General features: G+C 45.8%; 23 protein-coding genes and 1 riboswitch. Of the genes, 22 read left to right on the top strand and 1 reads right to left on the bottom strand.

The features are described from left to right. The 13 genes from WBV27_RS10760 to WBV27_RS10820 all read left to right on the top strand — a co-directional run. Positions 1-365, top strand: a 365-nt coding sequence (locus WBV27_RS10760) for a PEP-utilizing enzyme (RefSeq protein ID WP_424201955.1), incomplete at its 5' end; no start/stop codon positions are given. A gap of 221 nt (positions 366-586) precedes the next feature. Then, positions 587-1,453, top strand: coding sequence for a CvfB family protein (locus WBV27_RS10765; protein WP_086628066.1), 867 nt, complete (start codon positions 587-589; stop codon positions 1,451-1,453). 34 nt (positions 1,454-1,487) lie between these two features. Then, complete coding sequence (locus WBV27_RS10770; RefSeq protein WP_424201958.1) at positions 1,488-1,943, top strand: Fur family transcriptional regulator; 456 nt, start codon at positions 1,488-1,490, stop codon at positions 1,941-1,943. A gap of 29 nt (positions 1,944-1,972) precedes the next feature. Continuing rightward, the gene (xerD, locus tag WBV27_RS10775) at positions 1,973-2,863 is read left to right on the top strand and encodes a site-specific tyrosine recombinase XerD (protein ID WP_424201960.1); all 891 of its coding nucleotides are present in this window, start codon (positions 1,973-1,975) and stop codon (positions 2,861-2,863) included. Between the two features lie 45 nt (positions 2,864-2,908). After that, complete coding sequence (gene deoB / locus WBV27_RS10780) at positions 2,909-4,078, top strand: phosphopentomutase (RefSeq protein ID WP_424201962.1); 1,170 nt, start codon at positions 2,909-2,911, stop codon at positions 4,076-4,078. A 14-nt stretch (positions 4,079-4,092) separates the two neighbouring features. After that, positions 4,093-4,911 (top strand): purine-nucleoside phosphorylase, encoded by an 819-nt coding sequence (locus WBV27_RS10785; protein WP_086628062.1) that lies wholly within the window; start codon positions 4,093-4,095, stop codon positions 4,909-4,911. A 173-nt stretch (positions 4,912-5,084) separates the two neighbouring features. After that, the gene (locus tag WBV27_RS10790; RefSeq protein WP_424201964.1) at positions 5,085-5,420 is read left to right on the top strand and encodes a GNAT family N-acetyltransferase; all 336 of its coding nucleotides are present in this window, start codon (positions 5,085-5,087) and stop codon (positions 5,418-5,420) included. Further along, positions 5,417-6,190 (top strand): segregation/condensation protein A, encoded by a 774-nt coding sequence (locus WBV27_RS10795; protein WP_424201966.1) that lies wholly within the window; start codon positions 5,417-5,419, stop codon positions 6,188-6,190. The genes WBV27_RS10790 and WBV27_RS10795 overlap by 4 nt, the downstream gene beginning before the upstream one ends. Next, a complete protein-coding gene (gene scpB / locus WBV27_RS10800; protein ID WP_272160743.1) occupies positions 6,183-6,803 on the top strand; it encodes an SMC-Scp complex subunit ScpB in 621 nt (206 codons plus the stop codon). Before WBV27_RS10795 ends, scpB begins: the two co-directional genes overlap by 8 nt. A 34-nt stretch (positions 6,804-6,837) precedes the next feature. Then, the gene (locus WBV27_RS10805) at positions 6,838-7,575 is read left to right on the top strand and encodes a pseudouridine synthase (protein WP_106448625.1); all 738 of its coding nucleotides are present in this window, start codon (positions 6,838-6,840) and stop codon (positions 7,573-7,575) included. A 251-nt stretch (positions 7,576-7,826) separates the two neighbouring features. Continuing rightward, positions 7,827-8,549: a response regulator transcription factor gene (locus WBV27_RS10810; RefSeq protein WP_424201968.1), complete on the top strand. Its 723-nt coding sequence runs from the start codon at positions 7,827-7,829 to the stop codon at positions 8,547-8,549. Then, positions 8,546-10,345, top strand: coding sequence for a HAMP domain-containing sensor histidine kinase (locus tag WBV27_RS10815; protein ID WP_424201970.1), 1,800 nt, complete (start codon positions 8,546-8,548; stop codon positions 10,343-10,345). Before WBV27_RS10810 ends, WBV27_RS10815 begins: the two co-directional genes overlap by 4 nt. Before the next feature lie 110 nt (positions 10,346-10,455). Continuing rightward, a riboswitch (FMN riboswitch) is annotated at positions 10,456-10,583 on the top strand. A gap of 124 nt (positions 10,584-10,707) precedes the next feature. Next, a complete protein-coding gene (locus WBV27_RS10820; protein ID WP_086628056.1) occupies positions 10,708-11,280 on the top strand; it encodes an ECF transporter S component in 573 nt (190 codons plus the stop codon). Between the two features lie 120 nt (positions 11,281-11,400). Here the strand turns inward: WBV27_RS10820 and WBV27_RS10825 are convergent, their stop codons facing one another. Further along, positions 11,401-11,637: a ferredoxin gene (locus WBV27_RS10825; RefSeq protein WP_424201973.1), complete on the bottom strand. Its 237-nt coding sequence runs from the start codon at positions 11,635-11,637 to the stop codon at positions 11,401-11,403. 37 nt (positions 11,638-11,674) lie between these two features. Between WBV27_RS10825 and WBV27_RS10830 the strand changes: the two genes are divergently transcribed. From WBV27_RS10830 to WBV27_RS10870, 9 genes are all read left to right on the top strand, one after another. Further along, positions 11,675-12,745, top strand: coding sequence for a helix-turn-helix domain-containing protein (locus WBV27_RS10830; protein WP_424201975.1), 1,071 nt, complete (start codon positions 11,675-11,677; stop codon positions 12,743-12,745). Continuing rightward, a complete protein-coding gene (locus WBV27_RS10835) occupies positions 12,738-14,177 on the top strand; it encodes a RecQ family ATP-dependent DNA helicase (RefSeq protein ID WP_424201977.1) in 1,440 nt (479 codons plus the stop codon). Before WBV27_RS10830 ends, WBV27_RS10835 begins: the two co-directional genes overlap by 8 nt. A 65-nt stretch (positions 14,178-14,242) precedes the next feature. Further along, entirely contained in the window at positions 14,243-14,827 is a 585-nt protein-coding gene (locus WBV27_RS10840; protein ID WP_424201979.1) for a LysM peptidoglycan-binding domain-containing protein, read from the top strand. Positions 14,828-14,888: 61 nt separating this feature from the next. Further along, entirely contained in the window at positions 14,889-15,584 is a 696-nt protein-coding gene (cmk, locus tag WBV27_RS10845) for a (d)CMP kinase (RefSeq protein WP_424202030.1), read from the top strand. A gap of 157 nt (positions 15,585-15,741) precedes the next feature. After that, positions 15,742-17,004: a 30S ribosomal protein S1 gene (gene rpsA, locus WBV27_RS10850; protein WP_424201981.1), complete on the top strand. Its 1,263-nt coding sequence runs from the start codon at positions 15,742-15,744 to the stop codon at positions 17,002-17,004. A 177-nt stretch (positions 17,005-17,181) separates the two neighbouring features. Next, positions 17,182-18,495 carry a ribosome biogenesis GTPase Der gene (gene der / locus WBV27_RS10855; RefSeq protein WP_086628049.1) on the top strand — a complete coding sequence of 438 codons (1,314 nt, stop codon included), beginning with the start codon at positions 17,182-17,184 and terminating at the stop codon, positions 18,493-18,495. A 203-nt stretch (positions 18,496-18,698) separates the two neighbouring features. Continuing rightward, positions 18,699-18,974: an HU family DNA-binding protein gene (locus WBV27_RS10860; protein ID WP_068560639.1), complete on the top strand. Its 276-nt coding sequence runs from the start codon at positions 18,699-18,701 to the stop codon at positions 18,972-18,974. A gap of 201 nt (positions 18,975-19,175) precedes the next feature. Next, positions 19,176-20,459, top strand: coding sequence for a tetratricopeptide repeat protein (locus WBV27_RS10865; protein WP_424201984.1), 1,284 nt, complete (start codon positions 19,176-19,178; stop codon positions 20,457-20,459). A 31-nt stretch (positions 20,460-20,490) separates the two neighbouring features. Further along, positions 20,491-21,042 carry a YpiB family protein gene (locus WBV27_RS10870; protein WP_086628047.1) on the top strand — a complete coding sequence of 184 codons (552 nt, stop codon included), beginning with the start codon at positions 20,491-20,493 and terminating at the stop codon, positions 21,040-21,042. Positions 21,043-21,055 lie beyond the last annotated feature (13 nt).

Below are 21,055 nucleotides of genomic sequence, written 5' to 3' on the forward strand. Positions count from 1 at the left end.
ACTTGATGAAGATCCAATTGATCGGAACGAAATTGACTTCCGGCCAAGGTATCGGCGACAAATCTGTCATCGGTAAAGCTGTCGTGGCACTTTCAGCCGAAGAAGCAATCGCTAAAGTGACTGAGGACTGCATCTTGGTGTTGAAGAACTCTGATAAAGACTATACGCCTGCATTTGAAAAAGCTGCAGCGGTAATCGTTGAAGCTGGCGGCTTGACAAGTCATGCTGCTGTTGTCGGTATCGCAAGCGGCATTCCTGTAATCGTAGGAGCAGCAAATGCGACTACATTAGTTCAAGACAACGAATTGATCACAATCGATTCTCGTCGCGGCATCATCTACCGTGGTGCAACTACTACCATCTAAGCTTAACTAAATTAGAGAGCATCTTTGGGTCTGGGACGAGAGTCTCGGGCCCATTTGCTTTCCGGAAGCACGATCTGCCCTCTGATTCCACAGGCCGATGGGATAAATAACATAAATATCACAAATATGACAAGCTCACAACAACGACGCTTTGGAAATCATTTTGTGATATGATAAAATGGAAGAAATACAGCGACGGAAAGACCGTCTGGAGGAAAACTATGAGTAAAGTATTGGGTACAATCATCACAGGTGTGATCGTGGATGAGAACGAGAAAAGTGTCTTCGTTCAGAAAGACGGCATCACCTACAGATTGGATAAAGAAGAATCAGAAACGGCATTGCAACTGGGTGACACTGTCAAAGGATTTGTGTACGAAGGGATGAACAAGCAACTGCGCATGACCCTAAAAGAGCCAGCAAGCCAAGTGGGCCAATATGGTTGGGGAACAGTTGTCGCCGTTAGGAAAGACTTGGGCGTGTTTGTGGACATCGGCCTTGACGACAAAGAAATTGTTGTTTCCTTGGATAACTTGCCCGACATCAAATCACTCTGGCCGAAAAAGGGAGACCGCCTGCTGATCGCCCTGGAGCAGGACAGTAAAGATCGTCTGTGGGGCATCATCGCCGACGAACCGGTATTCCGTTCCATTTCCCGTACTCCGGGTGAGGAATTGAAAAACAAGGACATCACTGGAACCGTCTTCCGTTTGAAATTAATAGGGACATTCATCTTGACGGACGATGATTACATCGGATTCATCCACCCATCCGAGCGGGAGATTGAACCGCGCTTGGGCGAAGTGGTCAGCGGGCGAGTCGTCGGCATCAGTCAACACGGCATGCTGAATCTGTCTTTGAAACCGCGCGCGCATGAAGCGATCAGTGAAGATGCAGCGATGATCTTGGTGTTGTTGGAGCAGAGCCCTACGAACAGTCTGCCTTACTGGGACAAAAGTGATCCGGAAGCAATCAAAGAATACTTCGGCATCAGCAAAGCGCAGTTCAAAAGAGCTTTGGGCCATTTGTTGAAGGCCAGGCTGATCATCCAAGAAGATGGACACACAAAATTAATCAAAAAGGATTAGGTTCTTCAGCCTGTCCTCAAAGGAGCCGACAGCAGTGACGGAATTGTCATTAAATACCATCAAAAAACAATTGCAAGAGGCAGGATTCAAGCTCACTCCACAACGGGAAGCGACTGTCAGCGTGCTGCTGGAAAAGGAAAAGGAGCATCTCAGTGCGGAGGAGATTTTCCTGCTGTTGCGGCTTAAACACCCTGATATCGGACTTGCGACGGTCTACCGTACTTTGGAGATTTTGACTGAACTGAACATCACCTACAAAGTAGTGTTTGAAGATGGCTTATCCCGCTACGATTTAAGAAGGACCAGCAATGAGCATTTCCATCATCATCTTTTGTGCATCGAATGCGGAAACATCGAGGAAATACACGAGGATCTGCTGGGTGAGGTCGAAAAAGATGTCGAATCCCGCTATCAATTCGTGGTAAAAGACCATCGATTGACTTTTCATGGCATCTGCCGCGAATGCCAACAAAAACTGAGGAATAAATAGCCTCAAAAGGATGAAATGGGTTAACGGATATGGAAGAAGAAATCAATGCATATGGGCGTTATTTGAGGATCGAGCGAGGGTTGTCCGATAATACAATCATCAGTTACCAGCGGGACCTCAGAAAATACAGCCATTTTTTGGAAAAGAATGCCATTCATGCATTCGGGCATGTTACCAAACCGGATGTGCTTTTGTATCTTCAATATTTGAATGAAGAAAAATTGGCGACAGCCTCGATTGGAAGGATGATCACCAGTCTGCGGAGATTCCATCAATACCTGAAGCAAGAAGGCTTGATCGCCAACGATCCGATGGTCACCATCCAGCTGCCGAAAAAGCAGCAAAAGTTGCCGAAGGTGCTCTCGATGGTTGAAATCGAACGCTTGATGGCCGCGCCGGATGTCAAAACCGTTCTGGGATTGCGGGATCGCGCCATATTGGAACTGTTGTATGCCACCGGTCTTCGCGTCAGTGAACTCATCCACATTACGATGAGCGAAATCCATCTGGATATCGGATTCATCCAAACGATCGGGAAGGGCGACAAAGAAAGAATCGTGCCGTTGGGGGAGGAAGCCGCCTTCTGGATTGCGGAATACTTGTCGGACAGTCGTCCAGCTTTGGCGCACGGGAGGAAAGAAACGGCCTTCCTGTTCCTGAATTTCCATGGCAATGGGTTCACCCGCCAAGGGATCTGGAAAAATCTGAAGCAAACCGTGCGGGCTGCCGGCATCCAAAAAAATGTATCGCCGCACATGCTGCGCCATTCCTTTGCGACGCATATTCTCGAAAATGGGGCGGATCTGCGGATTGTGCAGGAACTGTTGGGGCATGCCGATATTTCCACAACCCAGATTTATACGCACATCACGACAGAAAGAATGGCAGAAATCTATCAAAAGTATCATCCTCGTGCTTGAAGCGTAACGGATCAAGTCCGCTGAGGATAAGGGAGGAATAAGATCATGAAATTTAATCGCATCCATTTGATCGTGTTGGATTCAGTCGGAATCGGTGAAGCCCCTGATGCCGACAAGTTCGGCGATGTCGGGTCGGATACGCTTGGGCATATCGCTGAAGTTGCCGGGCTGGCAATTCCTAATCTGGAAAAGTTGGGTTTGGGCAACATCCGCGATCTGAGCGGCGTCAAGCCGGATAGCGCATCCATCGGCTACTACACAAAACTTGAGGAACAATCCGTCGGTAAAGATACGATGACAGGCCATTGGGAAATCATGGGACTGAACATCCAGTCGCCATTCCGCGTTTTCCCTGAAGGGTTCCCGCAAGAATTGATCGAGAGAATCGAAAACCATACAGGCCGGAAAATCATCGGAAATAAGCCGGCCAGCGGGACCGAAATCCTGGATGAGTTCGGTGAGCACCAAATGAAGACCGGTGATCTGATCGTCTACACCTCGGCGGATCCGGTGCTGCAGATTGCTGCACACGAAGATATCATTCCGCTTGAGGAATTGTATGCGATCTGCGAATATGTCAGAGCAATCACTTTGGAGGATCCCTACATGATCGGGCGGATCATCGCCAGACCGTATGTCGGGACTCCAGGCCATTTTACCCGCACAAGCAATCGGCACGATTACGCCTTGGACCCATTCGGGCAAACAACGTTGGATCATCTGAAGGAAGCCGGCTACGATGTCATCGCAATCGGCAAAATCAATGATATCTACAACGGCCAAGGCATCACGGAATATGTGCGCACGAAAAGCAACATGGACGGCGTCGACCAGCTGCTGACGGTCATGGAAAAGGATTTCCGGGGCCTAAGTTTCTTGAACTTGGTTGATTTCGATGCTCTGTTCGGGCATCGCCGGGATGTGAAAGGGTATGCTGAGGCAATCGAAGATTTTGATGCGCGCATTCCGGAAATCTTGGCTGCTTTAGCGGATGATGATTTGCTGTTGATCACCGCAGATCACGGGAATGATCCAACGTTCCCGGGAACAGACCATACGCGCGAATATGTCCCACTATTGGCTTATTCGAAAAAAATGGCAGGCCGGGGCAAGATGGATCAAGGCAAGTTTGCGGATATCGGCGCGACCGTATCCGATAATTTTCGGGTGGCCGCCACTCAAAACGGCCGCAGCTTTTTGGATGAATTGGACTAGTGAGGTGTGGGAATATGACAAATGATCAAAACAATGTGCGGATAGCCGCCGAATTTTTGGAAGAAAAAGGTTTATTGGAACCTGAATTCGGGTTGATTTTGGGTTCAGGCCTGGGCGAATTGGCTGATGAGATAACGGACGCTATTGCGATCCCTTATGAGGAAATCCCTTATTTCCCTGTATCGACGGTTGAAGGCCACAAAGGCCAACTTGTATACGGGAACCTAAGCGGGAAGAAAGTCATCGCCATGCAAGGACGTTTTCATTTCTATGAAGGCTACGGGCTTGAAGCGGTCACTTTTCCGATCAGGGTAATGAAGCATCTGGGCATCCATTCCTTGGCGCTGACAAATGCGGCTGGAGGCATCAGTTATGCATTCACACCCGGAGATCTGATGCTGATCACGGACCACATCAATCTGACTGGACAAAACCCCTTGATCGGTCCGAATGATCCCGAGCAGGGGCCGCGTTTCACGGATATGAGCCAAGCCTACGATGCCGAATATCAAGTGAAAATAAAACAAGTCGCTGCTGAGATGGGATTGGATCTGAAGGAAGGCGTTTATCTTGGGCTGACAGGTCCGACTTATGAAACGCCAGCAGAAATCCGTATGTGCCGGGTGCTGGGTGCTGACGCTGTCGGCATGTCCACAGTGCCGGAAGCCATAGTAGCGCGTCATGCAGGTTTGCGCATTTTCGGTGTTTCCTGTATAACTAATTTAGCTTCAGGCATGCAAGCGACCCTAAATCATGAAGAAGTCGTCGAAACGACAACCCGAGTCAAAGAAACATTCAAAGCCTTGCTGAAGAATGTGTTGGCTGCACTTTAGAACGGGTCATGAAAACAACTCTCTCGTACAACGTTGCTGAGAAGAGTCGCAGCCGTTCAGAATGATGCATCGCAGAACGGCTGTAGGGGTAAATACAAAGTGAGAAGGAGATCGAAGTGTTCATTTCTTATAATCAATCATGTGAAAAAATAGCTATGGGACTGCTTTCTTATGTGACAGATCTAAAAAATGTAGCGAGGCTGAAGCCGGAAATGGAAAGCTACATTGAAAATGTCGACAGGAAACTATTCTTGTGGAAAGATGAAGAGACAGATAATATCGTTGCTTTGATAGGTGTGCAAATACATGAAGCAATGGTGTTGGTTCGTCATATCGCTGTCTCGCCTTCTTTTCGGAAGGAAGGCATCGTGCATCGGTTGCTGGATGGCTTGCAGCAAAACTATCCAACAAGCGCGATCAACGGGACACTGGAAACCGCGCCGTTCATCGCCAAATGGAACCAGAAGCAGCAGAACCGAAGCGACGGGGAAACGAGTGGATCATTGTGAGCGAACAAAATGAACTCACCCTCATATTGCCGGATTTTGAGGGACCATTGGATCTTCTCCTGCATTTGATCAAAGAGCTGAAAGTCGATATTTTCGATATTCCGATTGCGGAAGTGACTTTTCAATATCTGCGTTACTTGGACACGATGCAGGAGATGAAATTGGACATTGCCGGCGATTATCTGCTGATGGCTGCGACGTTATTGGAGATAAAAAGCCGCATGCTGCTTCCGAAAAAAGAAGTGACCTTCGAAGAGGAGTTTTATGAGGAGGGCGAGGATCCAAGGGAGAGTTTGATTCAGCAATTGGTTGAATACAAGCAATTCCAGGAAGCCGCCAAAGCGCTGAAAACCATGGAGCAGGAACGCGGCTTGTATTTCACGAAGCCGGCAACGGATCTTGAAGACCTCCAGCAAGCGGTCCCGCTTGCTCCAGGCGAAGTTTCTGCGGCGGATCTGATTGCCGCTCTTCAGAAAATGTATCAGAAACTGCAGAAGAAAAAGCCGCTTCAGGCCAGAATGGAACAGGATCAATATACGGTGGATCAGACGATGACTTGGATCATGGAGAAGTTGGAGAACTTGCCGCATGATTCTGACCAGAGGCTTCCCTTTACGGCTTTCTTTGAAGTGCAGACCAAATCGCAGATCGTGAATACATTTTTGGCGATGCTGGAATTGGTCAAAGAAAGAAAAATCAATTTTTCGCAAGAGAGCACATACGGAGACATTTATATACTACGCAATATGGGAGTTTTAGCAAATGAATAAAAAAGGGGCACTGGAGAGTCTGCTGTTTGTGGCAGGGGATGATGGCTTGAGCATGGATGAAATCACCTCTTTATTGGAGACCACCCCATTGGAAGCGCAAAATCTGTTGACCGAAATGCGGGCGAGTCATAACGACAACATCCACTCCGGTTTGACGCTCATCGAAACCCGCAAAAGATACCAACTCGCCACAAAACGGGAGTATGCGGAACTCATCAAAATGTACGCTGTTTCGCCATTCGCGACCCACTTGTCGCAAGCTGCCCTTGAGACGCTGGCGATCATCGCATACAAGCAACCCTTGACGCGGATGGAAATCGATCAGATCCGCGGCGTGCAGTCAGCAGGGCTGGTCCAAAGGCTGTTGCTGAGAGGCTTGATAAAGGAAATCGGCCGTTCGGAAACACCAGGAAGACCGATCATTTACGGCACAACCGATTATTTCATGAATTATTTCGGATTGACCACAATTGATGATCTGCCGAATGTGGACGAATTATTCCAGATGCAGGATAACGAATCCTTCGATCTTTTTGATTTTCCTGCGGACGAAGAGACAGATAACCAACTTGCTTTTTTTAAGAAAGATTCCATCATATCAGAACAAGAATGACCGACAAAAACAAATAAGAATAATAGGTGAATAAATGGAAAGATTACAGAAAGTCATTGCACATGCAGGAATAGCTTCACGGCGGAAAGCCGAAGAACTGATCACTTCGGGTGCAGTCAGTGTAAACGGAATCAAGGTAACGGAATTAGGCGTAAAAGTTTCAAAAAATGACAGAGTGGAAGTGAATGGTTTACCGATTTATCGTGAACAGCCGGTTTACTACTTGTTCTACAAACCAAAGAATACCCTCTCATCCGTTAAAGATGATAAAGATCGGACTGTCGTCACTGATTTCTTCAATGTAAAAGAGCGGATTTATCCGATCGGCAGATTGGACTATGATACGACAGGTCTACTTCTTTTGACCAATGATGGTGAATTTGCGAATCTGTTGACCCATCCGAAATACCACATCGACAAAACATATGTCGCTAAGGTAGGTTGCATCCCTACGCGCTCCGATCTGAACAAATTGGAGAACGGGATCGTGATCGACGGCAAAAAAACTGCGAAAGCGCGAGCTAAGTTGATTTCTGCCAATTCCCAAAAAAATACAGCAATCATTGAATTGACCATCCATGAAGGCTGGAACCATCAAGTCAAAAAAATGTTCGAAAAAATTGATTGTCCCGTCGAAAAACTGAAAAGGGAATCATTCGGTTTCCTTACGCTCGGCGATCTGAAACCGGGGCAACACCGAGAGCTGAAGGCGTTTGAAATCGAGAAGCTGAAGAACATGGCTCTTGCGAACGAAAAGGCATCAAAAAGGTAGTTTTCTTATACAATGGGAATGTATAAAATATTTTGAACCCAAACGTGCATCACCTAAGGTGTTTTACAGGCTTCAAAATATTCCATGCATCCAAAAAAATGATGTCTAGCTTCACGGGTTAGCCCTTCGGAAATTAGATAAATCGTACCTATTGCGCTCTACGATGCTCAGTCGGCACGATTTCCTAAATTTCTTTCAGGGCTGAACAAACCCGTTCAGCTTTTCTTATCGAATCAGAGAGGATGATCATGATGACAAATTCCAGCGGGAAAATATTGATTGTGGATGACGAGGAACGTATCCGTAGATTATTGAAACTCTATCTGGAAAAGGATGGCTACGAAACAGCCGAGGCAGAGGATGGACCAACAGCGGTGGAAATGATCTTGAACAACCATTACGATTTGGTATTGTTGGATATCATGCTTCCTGGGATGACTGGCATTGAAGTAGCCAAAGTAGTCCGCAAAGAAAAAGAAATACCGATCATGATGATCACTGCCCGTGGCGAAGAGAACAATCGCGTGGAAGGATTCTTGTCCGGAGCGGACGACTACATCGTGAAGCCGTTCAGCCCAAGGGAAGTCATGTTGCGGGTCGCAGCCATCCTGAAGCGGACGAAGCCTTCAGAATCGGAATCGAGCACAATCGAATATCCGCTGCTGAAGATTTTTCCGGATGCCAGAAAAGTGCTGGTTGACGAGGTGGCCATCAATTTGACGCCCAAAGAATTTGAATTGCTTCTTTATCTTTCAAAGTCCCCAGAGAAAATTTTTACGAGGGAAGTTCTTTTGAAAGAAGTCTGGAAATATGAATTTTTCGGGGATCTGCGCACAGTCGACACGCACGTCAAGCGGTTGCGTGAAAAGCTTTTGAAGCAATCGAAAGTTGTTTCGAAAATGATAGTGACCGTTTGGGGGATGGGTTATAAATTTTCCCCGAATGATGACCAAGCAGCAGACGACAAACAATGAAAAGGACGAGCATATTCCTCAAATCATGGGTTCTATTGACTTTTTTGACTGTAGCCATCATGACTTTGATGTATATCGGCCACGCAATCATCAGTGTGAACTCGATCGAAGATACTTATAATAAACTGCTGCAGGAGAAAATCAGTGCGTATAAAGATACGATTATGACCGATCCCGAAGTTTATCTCACCCAAGCTGAGGTTGCGCAATCGCTGGATCCGGAATTGTCCTATTTCATCAAAATAGCGGATCAGAGCCGTTTTATCGTACAAAACCCTGATCTGCAAGGGCAGTCCGAGCTGCTTCTCGAGAACATTCTGGCGAATGATGAAATTTTGGATGCGATCGACAGTAACGTGGATGATTTCAGCAGGATCACCATAGAGGATGAGGAAAATAATCCCTTGCTCTTGATGGTTTTTGTGCATACTTTTGAATTGCAGGGGCAAGCCGGAATGCTCGTTATCAGTTACGAGCTGGATGAATTTCAGGCTTATGAACTGAACGCAAAAAGCATCACTTTGTTGTTGTTGACCGTCTATCTGATGGGGACGATCATCTACTATCAGTACCTGATCAGGAATGTTGCCGAACCGTTGGAGGTCATGACGGACATCGCCTTCAAATACTCGCGGAATGATTTTTCCAAGCGGATCACGTTCGAATCCTATGATGAGATATCCGGGTTGGGCACCGCCATGAATAAGCTGGGGAAGACCCTCCAGGCCACGACGCTGATGAACAGGGAGGAACGCGAACTGTTGAATCATCTGTTTGATTCTTTGCCGGCAGGGATTCTTTATTTTGACCAAAATTTTCATCTGAAATTAGTGAACGGACCTGGACAAGAGTTTTTGGATTTTTGGCGAAGGGTGGATCCGGATGCGGAAGCTAAAGCGATACCGCATCAGTTCAAGGAAATGGTACAGCAAGCCTTCACCACAACAGCCGGATCGGAAGCGGATCTCAGTTGGTCTCAGCGGCATTATAACGTAAAAGTGACGCCGGTCATCCAAACCGATCTGCAAAAAACTGCCGGCGTCCTGATTGTGTTGCAGGATGTGACGAACGAAAGGCAATTGGATATTATCCGCGGTGATTTCATCACGAATGTATCCCATGACTTGCGGACGCCGTTGCAGATGATCAAAGGGTACAGCGAAGCCATTATCGACAACATCGCCGAAAGCAATGACGAGAAAATTGAAATGGCCCAAATCATTTTGGACGAAACGACCGAGATGAACAAAATGGTCAACAACCTCCTGGATCTGTCTCGCATGCAAGCGGGGTATATTGAGCTGAACCGGCAAACTGTCGATCTCGCAACTTTCTTCAACCATTTGGCGGGCAGGTTCGAGAACAGTTTCAAAGAAGCGGATATCCAATTCTCTTATGAACTTGCGGATGGCATCAAAACCTATCCTTTTGACGAAGAGAAAATGAATCAGGTATTTTACAATCTCATCGACAATGCGGTGCGTTATTCAGCCGAAATCGGCACGCGCAGGCAAAAATTCATCCATATCACTGTCCGTTTGGAGGACATGTTGGATAAAGTTGTCTTTGAAATCAGCGATAACGGCATCGGTATCCAAGCGGAAAGTTTGCCTTTCATTTTCGAGCGTTTTTACAAAAACGACAAGTCGCGGACCTACTCGAAACAAAAGGGGACCGGCATCGGGCTTTCGATCGTAAAGACAATCGTGGAAGCGCATGACGGGGAAATAGAAGTCCATAGCGAACCGGGTGTAGGGACGACTTTCTTGGCCCGTTTTCCATTCCACGCGGGTTGAGGAAAGCGATCCGAAGATAGTCTTAAAATAAACATCTCGAAACCGTGATATTCTTCTTGACAATCTTGTGTGCATCGCTTATAGTTTGTATATAACAAAATATAAATAAGATTCGTCTTCAGGGCAGGGTGAAATTCCCGACCGGTGGTAAAAGTCCACGACCTCGCAATGTTTCATTGCGGGCTGAACTGGTGTAATTCCAGTACCGACAGTACAGTCTGGATGGAAGAAGATGGGGTTTCTTTGAATTGCAATTTCAAAGGCTCTATTTTTATGTGTCCATTAGCGGATGATAAGGATAGGGTCTTTTTGGATTTGGAGAAACCCATCTCTGAGACAGTCGACAGGGAGGATTCATTAACATGCAACAAAACAAAACAAAAAGATTGGTCGGTATTTCACTATTTGGGGCATTGGCATTTGTGCTGATGTTCATCGCTTTCCCGGTTATTCCAGCATTTTCGTATCTGAAGATCGACTTCAGCGATTTACCGATCCTGCTTTCATTTTTCCTTTACGGTCCAGCCGGCGGAATCATCTCCGCTGTCATCCGATCCGTTTTGCACTACCTTCAAACAGGCGGGGATATGGGCTATCCAATCGGGGACTTCGCAAGTCTGTTGGCGACGCTCTCTTACACTTTGCCTGTCTACTACCTATTGAACAAAGCTAAAACAAAAACAGCCGTCATCTTGGCGCTGTTGACGGGTACTTTGGTTTTGACGGTTGTCTTATCCGTAGCCAATTGGTTCATCATCACCCCGTTATACATGTACCTGTTGAATTTTGAAATGGGTTCTGTCAAAGAGCTGGTATTGGCTGGCATAGTGCCTTTCAATATCATCAAAGGACTTGTCGTCAGTGCAGTCATCCTCTTGGTGATGCCGAAGTTGAAACCATGGCTGGCACATAACAAAGTTCCGTTTGCTCAGTAATAATTTGCGATTTATGATCTGAATATTTCAAATTCAAGAGGCTGCACCCGAATCAGTGATGATTCCGGGTGCAGCCTCTTTTGGATTGAACTGAAGCAAGGAGCGTTCAGAAGTTCAGGATCACCGTTCCGTTGGAGGAAACGGTGATTCTGAGCGCAAGATGGCACCGGTTGGGCATTTGCGGTAGGCATCCAAAAACGCTTCAAATCGTTCGGGGGGTATCGGTGCGTTTCCCGCATTCGAATCCATTTTGGTGAAAGCTATCCCTTCGGAAGTGTAGTCGAAGAGATCCGGTGAAATTATTTGGCAAAGTCCACAAGCGATGCAGTTATCCTGATTTACTTTGGTATAATACATACAGTAACCTTCTTTACAAAAAATTGGTGGTGATGATATGAAAGGCTTGACATATATAGAGTATCTTTTTTTGGATTGCATTTCAACCGAGCGCCCCATCAAGGAAGCGACTCTTTTCTATAACCTGATCGGCAAACGGACAGTGTCCACCATGCTCCAGTGCCGCCAATATGATCTGGAAGCCTATTTCACTGCCATGCCGGGCATGAAACCGACAGTGTTGAAAAAAGGCCTCGAGCGTTTGCTTTCGGATGGTTTGATCAGCGGCAACGATGGCGAGGGCTTTCTTCTCACCGAAGCAGGAAGTGCGAAAAAAGCTTATTTTTTAAGCGGTCACGCGCACTTTTCTCTGGGGAACCAGATGGAATTTGCGCTCATTCAAGGCGTTTTACGTCGCCGGATGCTGTTTCTGATCCAAATCCTTTCCGAAATGCTGCATAAAAATAAACACTACTATCCCATTGAGAGGGAAGCGAAGGAACAACTTTGGATGAAGCGCTTGTTGACGCAGCATTCCGGAAATAAAGCCACTTTTGCGCGCGCTTATGGAGAGGAATGGCGTATCTACTTGTCACGGCTGCCTGAGAGGGATGCCGGGCTCTTTGCGCTGCAGTTTGAAGGCAATGCCCACTTAAGGAAAACAACCGGTCAAATGGCTGGACTGTTCTCGTTGGAGGAAGCCGAAGTGAAAATACTGCTGCACCAAAATTGGCTGAGATTGTATGCTGCATTGGAAAAAGAACCGGAAAAATTCCCCGTCCTTTCTTCGGTCGGTCTGATGACGATAAAGGAATACGGCTTGGCTTCGGCCAGCGCTGAAACGACCATGCGTTATTTCATGAACGGGCATGGCATGGAGGAAATCATTTCGATGCGGGGATTGAAACAGAGCACGATCCAAGATCACTTTGCCGAAATCGCCCTGATCTATCCGGAATTCCCGACACAAAAATTTTTGGATGAGGGGAAAATGCAGTATCTGCAACAACTCGTGGAACACAAAGTTCGTGTCGATTACAGGGAAATCCAAAAAGTATTTCCCGAAATCAACTTTTTCGAGTCCCGATTGATACAAATAAGAAGTGAGGTTGCTGCTAAATATGGATGAAGCACAATTGAAATCAGAACTTCAGAAATACTTCGGCTACACGGCATTCAAGGACGGACAATTGGAGCCCATCCAATCCGTTTTGGCTGGCAAGCACACGTTGGCGACTCTGCCGACGGGAACAGGGAAATCCTTGATATACCAGCTGAGCGGCTACCTTTTGGAGGGGATTGTCGTTATCGTTTCGCCTCTGTTGTCATTGATGGAAGATCAAGTGGCCCAGCTGAAATTCATGGGTGAAAAAAGGACGGCCTCATTGAACAGCATGCTTCAGTTCGAGGAAAGGCAAAGATTATTGAGCAACCTGGATCAGATCAAGTTTTTGTTCCTTTCCCCTGAGATGCTGCAGAATCAAGTTGTATTGAACAAACTCAAGCAGATCCCGCTCGCTTTGTTTGTGGTCGATGAGGCGCATTGCATTTCCCAGTGGGGTTTGGATTTCCGTTCCGATTATTTATTTTTGGGGGCGGCAAGGCAAGCGTTGGGCAATCCTCTGACGTTGGCGCTCACTGCGACAGCGACGCCGGCCGTGATGGACGATATCATCGGTTCCCTGCATATCGACGGGAATGACTTGAACGTATTTGAGGGTCCGGTCGACCGCGCCAATATATACTACAAAGTCGCTGCAGTGCCTCCAGAAGGGAAAAACGAGTACCTCCTGGAACTTTTGGGGAAATATCCATCTCCGGGCATCATTTACTTCTCCAGCAAGGCACAAGCTGACGCTGTCGCATTCATGATCCGGAAAAAAACAAATTTGCGCGCGGAAGCCTATCATGCCGACCGGACAAATGAAGACAGGATCACCATCCAGCATCAATTCCTTCAGGATGAGTTGGACGTCATTTGCGCCACCAGTGCATTCGGAATGGGGATCAATAAGCTGAACATCCGCTATGTGATCCACTACCACATGCCGAATTCGCTTGAAGAATATGTGCAGGAGATAGGGAGAGCAGGGCGGGACGGGCAACAGAGCACGGCGGTACTGTTGTATTCGGAAACGGACTTCAATTTTAAAGTGAAGATGCTGCAAAGCGATTTTCCGAACGATTATGCGATTGAAAGTGTCCTCAAAAATAAGGCGATCAACCCAGATCATGGGAGTCCGACCGAGCACACCTTGTTGTTGCATATCCTGCGTCAAAATTTCACAAAAGCGGAAGCGAAGCATTTTATCGCGGGCCGCCACGATCTGAAGAAAAATTTGCTGAAGAGGATGAAGGGATTTGCCGAAACCGACACATGCAAACGTGACTATATCTCCGCTTATTTCGGGAAAAACAGTATCGGGAAACCTGAACACTGCTGTGATAGCTGCGGGGACGATGATCCACCGCTAGCAGGGGAAATCAGGTCGAGGAATACGGTTCCAACAACAGAAGCGCCGCATTGGGAAAAAATCCTGTCCCACCTTTTTCTTTTATAAAATTTAACCCAAAAATTGCGAAAATGTGCTACAATTAGCATGAATCACTTATAGGAGGAACCCGAATGGATAAAAAGAATCGCAATCGCAATAATGGAGAGCCATGGTCACGTAAATTCGGCGAAGATGAAAATCTGAAGAGCCGGCAGTATTCACGTTCGGCCAGAAATACAAAAAATAAAGAAGTAGCACCTCTATTAAAAGTATTGCTGTTTCTCTTTTTGGCTATTCTGATTATTCCTTTTGCAACCATCTATTTTAACAAACAGAATCAAAATACTCCCGCACCCAAAAGTGCTGAACAAGTAATGATCAACAAGCGAGTGGCCAGCTCCAGCGTTGAAAGCAGTGAAGAGGCTTCTTCAGAAGAAGTTTCAAGTGAAGTTGTGGAGAGCACAGTGGAGCCCGAATCTTCGATTGCGGAAACACCAAGTTCCAGCGCCGCGCCTGCAGTGGTCGAAACACCGGCTGAAACAGTTGAAAAACCGGAAACGACTACCGGGGTATACAACAATTCATACACCATCCAAGCGGGCGACAATCTTTACCGGATCGCTTTGAACCATGGGATGACATTGGATGAATTGATGCAGGCCAACGGTTTGAGCAGCACAGAAGCACAAATTGGTATGGCATTGAAAGTTAAATAGCGAAAGCCGTCTGACAAGGCGGCTTTTTCGATGAAATCGAACAGAACAAAGTTGGAGGTTTATTGTGAAAAAAATGAATATTGCCATCGATGGTCCAGCATCGGCAGGAAAAAGCACCATCGCGAAAAAAGTTGCGGAAAAGCTGGGATACATCTATCTTGACACAGGCGCGATGTACCGAACGTTGACTTATGCGGCTTTATCCAACGGAGTCGATCTCGATGATGAAGAGGAATTGCATAAGTTGCTGAAAGGGATCAGGATAACCTTTTCGACTGCCGAAAACGAAATGCAACGTGTTTTTCTGAATGAGGAGGACGTGACCGATTCGATCAGATCGGAGGAAGTGACCCAAAACGTCTCCTTGGTTTCATCGTTTGCGAAAGTGCGTGAAGAGATGGTTTCCCGCCAGAAAAGCATCGCACGGTCCGGCGGCGTCGTAATGGACGGCAGAGACATCGGTACCGTCGTGTTGCCTGATGCAGAAGTCAAGATTTTCATGACAGCGACAGCCGAAGAACGAGCGCTGCGACGCTATAAAGAAAACATAGCGAAGGGCATGACCACTTCCTTGGAAGAACTGACGGAAGACATGAAGCGCCGCGACCATTTGGACAGCACCCGGATGATTTCACCGTTGAAAAAAGCGGATGATGCCATCGTTTTGGACTCAACGCATCTGGAAATCGACGAAGTGGTGAAGAGAATTCTCGGCATTATCGAAGTGAACCTAAAGCCCTTACAAACATTGGATTAACAATACTAGACGATTTTAAGCAAAAATGTTAGAATGATTGTATGCAGTATTACGCTTTCAAAAATATAGAGTCAAGGATTAATTTCTTAGCCGAAAGGTGAGGGAGTTAAGGGAACTAGCCAATCGGTTGCCGCAGACTTTTAGGAGGAATAGTTACATGTCAGATTACATTGAAAACCCAGAATTAAATGAAGAAGAGTCCAATAACGTTGAGCAGACTATGCAAGATGTGTTGGATGAAGCATTATCCATTGAGGTGGGCGATACTGTCAAGGGGGAAGTTTTAAGCATCCAAGATAGACAAGCCATCGTAGGAATCATTGGGGGCGGGGTTGAAGGGGTTATTCCTTACAACGAATTATCTGCAAAACCATTCGACGAAGTTACAGAAATCCTAAACGTAGGTGACGTTGTGGATCTGGTTGTCATAAAACAAATCAAAGATAAAGAAAATGGAAGCTTTTTACTTTCGAAGCGTCGCGTTGATGCTAAAATCGTTTGGAAAGATATCCAAGATAAATTCGAAAACAACGAAATCATCGAAGCACCAGTCAAAGACGTCGTTAAAGGCGGATTGGTCGTTGATGTCGGCGTGAGAGGTTTTGTTCCGGCTTCAATGGTAGAAGACCATTTTGTTGAAGATTTCAGTTCTTATAAAGGCAAAGTAATGACCTTCAAGATCGTTGAACTTGAACCTAGCGAAAACCGCCTGATTTTATCGCATAAAGCGGTTGTGGAAACAGAAAAAGAAGCCAATAAAGGCAAATTGATGGACGAATTGGTAGCCGGAGACATTGTCGAAGGAACTGTCGCGCGTCTGACCAACTTCGGTGCGTTCGTCGATTTAGGCGGCGTGGATGGTTTGGTCCACATCTCTCAAATTGCTCACGAGCACGTGAAAAATCCTGGTGATGTTTTGGCGATCGGCCAATCCGTCAAAGTCAAAATTTTATCCATCGACAAAGAAAATGGCCGTGTATCGTTAAGCATCAAAGACACATTGGCTGGTCCTTGGAATGCGATCGCTGAAAAAGCACCTATCGGAGCTGTATTGACTGGTGTTGTCAAACGTTTGACAAGCTTCGGTGCATTTGTGGAAGTTTTCCCTGGCGTTGAAGGTTTGGTGCACATTTCCCAAATTTCCCATCAACACATTGCGACTCCGCATGAAGTACTGCAAGAAGGCCAAGAAATTCAAGTCAAAGTGTTGGATGCAAAAGAAGATGAGCAACGCCTATCTTTAAGCATCAAGGCTTTGGAAGAAAAAGCTGTGAATGAAGCACCTGCAGCTGAAGAGAAAAGAGAGAAAAAAGAGAAAAAAACCGAAGAATATGTTGCTGACGATTCAGACGGAAACTTCACATTAGCAGATTTATTAGGCGACAAGCTTTCAGGTTTGAAAGACGATTCTGAAGCCTAATCAGCAAGGAAAATGAACATGTGAGGGCATGGAATTCCATCCATGCCCTTTTTTTGTTGTTATTATTGACGGATGTGTGTTATAACTGACATGGACGAAAACATTGAGAAAACCATACACAGTGAGCAAATACCCAAAAAGTTTTGTGTTGTAGAGGAAAAGAAAGGCGGAGGTTAGATGCCAAATCCAGTAGTAGCCATAGTAGGCAGACCAAACGTAGGAAAATCAACAATATTCAATAGACTGGCAGGAGAGAGAATTTCCATAGTCGATGATGTATCAGGTGTCACACGCGACAGAATTTATGCAAAAGGAGAATGGTTGGGCAAAACATTCAATATCATCGATACAGGCGGGATCGATATCACGGATGAGCCTTTTATGAGCCAAATCAAATTGCAGGCGCAAGTGGCGATCGAAGAAGCCGATGTCATCATCTTTTTGACATGCGTCAGGGAAGGTGTGACGGATGCAGATGAAAACGTCGCAAGAATCCTGTACCAATCCGACAAACCTGTCATATTGGCGGTAAACAAAGTGGATAATCCGGAAATGCGCGCCGAAATATTCGATTTTTACAGTCTGGGATTAGGCGAACCATATCCTGTATCAGGAAGCCACGGCTTAGGTCTTGGAGATCTGCTTGATGCGGTTGTAGCGAATTTTCCATCAGAAGAAGAGAATGCGGAAGAAGAAGGCATCATCAACTTCAGCTTTATCGGCCGTCCGAATGTAGGCAAATCTTCCTTGGTGAACGCCATTTTGGGAGAAGAGCGCGTAATCGTATCGAATATTGCAGGCACAACCCGTGACGCTATCGATACGATGTTCGTTGATGATGAAGGTGCAAAATTCCGGATGATCGATACAGCCGGAATCCGCAAAAAAGGCAAAGTCTACGAATCCACGGAAAAATACAGCGTCATGCGTGCCATCCGTGCCATCGAGCGTTCGGATATCGTTATGGTCGTGCTGAATGCGGAAGAGGGCATCCAGGAGCAGGACAAAAAGGTTGCCGGATATGCGCATGAAGCAGGCAAAGGAATCATCATTCTCGTGAACAAATGGGATACATTGGAAAAAGACAATCATACAATGAAGGAATTCGAGGAAAAAATCCGCAAAGAATTCCAGTATCTTTCATATGCACCGATTATGTATGTTTCCGCTGTAACGAAACAGCGATTGTCCAATATTCCTGCTAAAATCAAGGAAATCAGCGAAAATCAAAACCGCCGTATTTCTTCATCCTTGTTGAATGATGTCCTGATGGATGCTGTCGCGCACAATCCGACGCCATCCGACAAAGGCCGTCGTCTGAAGATTTACTATATGACGCAAGTGGCCGTAAAACCGCCGACGTTTGTTGTTTTTGTCAACGACCCGGAATTGCTGCATTTCTCTTATGAGCGTTTCCTTGAAAACAGAATTCGGGATTCGTTTGATTTCGAAGGGACACCATTCCATTTGATTGCCCGACAAAAAAAATAAATTACCTTCCCGAAGGCATTAAATCCACTATAATCGTTGCAGTAGCACGGTTTGTGTGATATTCTTTATTAGAAATATCTTTTCAATTTGACTGCGGTATTTCAGAACTGTTTTTGGACCACTCAAAAATAGTTATTCCATGTTTTGTTGTGTTATCAAAGAAAGCATGTATTCTTCTTCTTTAAAGGAGGTGAAAGGACAACATGGCAAACAAAGCTGAATTAATCGAAAGAGTTGCTGGAAAAACAAACTTGACTAAAAAGGATGTTACAGCAAGCGTTGATGCATTATTTGAAGTGATTCAAGAAGCATTAAAAGACGGTGAAAAAGTTCAAGTCATCGGTTTTGGTAATTTTGAAGTTCGTGATCGTGCAGCTCGTAAAGGACGCAATCCTCAAACTGGGGAAGAAATCCAAATCGAAGCAAGCAAAATCCCTGCATTCAAACCAGGTAAAGCATTGAAAGATGCAGTTAAATAATCAGTGAAAATGAAGTTGGGGCCTTACGGGGCTTCAGCTTTATTTTTTTTGGACATTGATGAGCGAGTCTTTCAGGTACGTTTGCTGTGGCCTTGAGGGAGAAAAGCCTGAGGAACAAATAGATACAGATGCTGAACTTTATGATAAAATATAAAGGAAGAGCACCAGCAAGCAGAGTGTATTTGAAGGAGCAGTAGACGAATGAATAATGAAGCACATGCAATGATAGAAGCCATTCAAAAGAATGATTTGGATGCGGCTGTCCAACTGTTCAAACAATCAGTTGAGCAATCCGTCCTGGAGAACAACAGCGCTGATTTAGCCGAATTGGCAGAAACGATGCATGCCTTGGGCTTCTTGAGTGAAGCAAAAGAGGCATATGGAGCATTGAACTACCTGGCCCCGCAGATACAGGAGTGGAATATCGCCTTGGCAGAAATCGCCATCGACGAAGACGATTACGATCAAGCTTTGGATATCCTCCTAACAATCGATAAAGAAAGTGACGTATACCCGCAAGCTTTGTTGACGATGGCTGATGCTTATCAAGTGCAGGGACTGTACGAAGTCAGCGAAAAGAAAATTTTTGAAGCAATGGCGCTGTTGCCGGATGAACCCATATTGGATTATGCCTTGGCGCAACTTTACCATTCGATCGGGGAGTACAAGAAGGCGATCCCGATCTATGAAGAGCTTTCGTACGGAAACGGGGAAATCGCATCCGAAACGCAGCTGAATTTTTTCCTGGGCGACTGCCACAATGCCATCGGCGAATTCGAGAAAGCTTTGGAGTATCTGGAAAAAATCCCTGCTGATGAACATTTCCCGGACAGCTATTTCCAACTCGGCTTCACCTATTTCCAACTCAAGGAATATGCGCGCGCCATCACCATTTTTAATAAATTGCTCGAAGCGGACAATGCTTACCTGAGCGCCTATCTGTACTTGGCGAATGCACTTGAGGCTGAATTGGAGTTGGAAGAAGCACTTGCTGTTATGGAACAGGCCATCCTGCGGAATCCTTATCAGCATGAATTTTACACGACAGCGGCCAGATTGCAATTGAAGCTGAACCGGGAGCAGGATGCGGAACGTAATTTGCGCGAAGCGGCAGCGCTTGAACCGGACCTTTCCAGTATCCATTTGGCCCTGGGGAACCTATTGCTGAAACAAGGAAGATTTGAGGAATTGGTAGCTTATGTTGCAGACCGGGCAGAGCAGGAAGACAATGATCCGCAATACAATTGGTTGCTGGCAGCCAGTCATAATGCCTTGGAGGAATACGATTCGGCAAACAAAGAATACATGGCGGCTTATCCGCATTTTGCCGATAATGAGTCCTTTTTACTGGAGTATGCAGCATTCTTGAGAGAAGAAGGCAATTGGGAAAAATTGAGTGAGGTCATCCACCAAGGTTTGGCTCTTTATCCGGCCAACATTGAGTTGCTTCAACTCCATGATGATCTGCACGATTCAGATCAATAAGTCATCATCCCATCGGATAGGAGGTTTTAAAATGATGAATCCTACTTTGGAGGAGAAAAAAAATTTTATTTCTTGGTTTATTCAGAATTATCAATTGAAGCGCAGAGAGTCTCTTTGGATACTCAATTATTTGCTCAATCATGAGATTTTGTTGAAGAATATCCATCTGATTGAGGAAGTCCATACAACGAACAGAGGAATGGGGTTTGCCGTAGTCGGAAATCCGAAAGATGCCTTCATGTACTATAAAGACGGAAAGACATTCGAAGATCCCGAACAGGCATTCCACGATCTGCGCTTGAATTGGAAAGAGGATTTTTATCTGGAGTTGTTCTTTGATCAATCCTACCAAGTCCTTTCATTTTTTGGTGTTCTGGAGGACAATCCTTACATCCAAGACTCCGAAATTTTCGATAAGGATCTGGAAGAAATTGTAGAAAAATCATTGGAAAAGTTGGCGGTGAAGGATCGCATCCATTATCTGAAAAAACAGATCGATATCGCGCTGATCCAATACGATGAAACCAGCTTCAGGAAGTTCACGAAAGAATTAAAAGAGTTGGAAGAAAAAAATATGATCTGATACAACGCGGATA

It is taken from the genome of Trichococcus sp. (genome assembly GCF_049589555.1).
Lineage (GTDB): Bacteria > Bacillota > Bacilli > Lactobacillales > Aerococcaceae > Trichococcus.

What these genes read in the sequence shown, in the direction of transcription:
- WBV27_RS10765 (WP_086628066.1), top strand. Translation starts at nt 587, where the DNA reads ATGAGTAAAGTATTGGGTACAATCATCACAGGTGTGATCGTGGATGAG.
- xerD (WP_424201960.1), top strand. Translation starts at nt 1,973, where the DNA reads ATGGAAGAAGAAATCAATGCATATGGGCGTTATTTGAGGATCGAGCGA.
- deoB (WP_424201962.1), top strand. Translation starts at nt 2,909, where the DNA reads ATGAAATTTAATCGCATCCATTTGATCGTGTTGGATTCAGTCGGAATC.
- WBV27_RS10785 (WP_086628062.1), top strand. Translation starts at nt 4,093, where the DNA reads ATGACAAATGATCAAAACAATGTGCGGATAGCCGCCGAATTTTTGGAA.
- scpB (WP_272160743.1), top strand. Translation starts at nt 6,183, where the DNA reads ATGAATAAAAAAGGGGCACTGGAGAGTCTGCTGTTTGTGGCAGGGGAT.
- WBV27_RS10805 (WP_106448625.1), top strand. Translation starts at nt 6,838, where the DNA reads ATGGAAAGATTACAGAAAGTCATTGCACATGCAGGAATAGCTTCACGG.
- WBV27_RS10810 (WP_424201968.1), top strand. Translation starts at nt 7,827, where the DNA reads ATGACAAATTCCAGCGGGAAAATATTGATTGTGGATGACGAGGAACGT.
- WBV27_RS10815 (WP_424201970.1), top strand. Translation starts at nt 8,546, where the DNA reads ATGAAAAGGACGAGCATATTCCTCAAATCATGGGTTCTATTGACTTTT.
- WBV27_RS10820 (WP_086628056.1), top strand. Translation starts at nt 10,708, where the DNA reads ATGCAACAAAACAAAACAAAAAGATTGGTCGGTATTTCACTATTTGGG.
- WBV27_RS10825 (WP_424201973.1), bottom strand. Translation starts at nt 11,637, where the DNA reads ATGTATTATACCAAAGTAAATCAGGATAACTGCATCGCTTGTGGACTT.
- WBV27_RS10830 (WP_424201975.1), top strand. Translation starts at nt 11,675, where the DNA reads ATGAAAGGCTTGACATATATAGAGTATCTTTTTTTGGATTGCATTTCA.
- WBV27_RS10835 (WP_424201977.1), top strand. Translation starts at nt 12,738, where the DNA reads ATGGATGAAGCACAATTGAAATCAGAACTTCAGAAATACTTCGGCTAC.
- WBV27_RS10840 (WP_424201979.1), top strand. Translation starts at nt 14,243, where the DNA reads ATGGATAAAAAGAATCGCAATCGCAATAATGGAGAGCCATGGTCACGT.
- rpsA (WP_424201981.1), top strand. Translation starts at nt 15,742, where the DNA reads ATGTCAGATTACATTGAAAACCCAGAATTAAATGAAGAAGAGTCCAAT.
- der (WP_086628049.1), top strand. Translation starts at nt 17,182, where the DNA reads ATGCCAAATCCAGTAGTAGCCATAGTAGGCAGACCAAACGTAGGAAAA.
- WBV27_RS10860 (WP_068560639.1), top strand. Translation starts at nt 18,699, where the DNA reads ATGGCAAACAAAGCTGAATTAATCGAAAGAGTTGCTGGAAAAACAAAC.
- WBV27_RS10865 (WP_424201984.1), top strand. Translation starts at nt 19,176, where the DNA reads ATGAATAATGAAGCACATGCAATGATAGAAGCCATTCAAAAGAATGAT.
- WBV27_RS10870 (WP_086628047.1), top strand. Translation starts at nt 20,491, where the DNA reads ATGATGAATCCTACTTTGGAGGAGAAAAAAAATTTTATTTCTTGGTTT.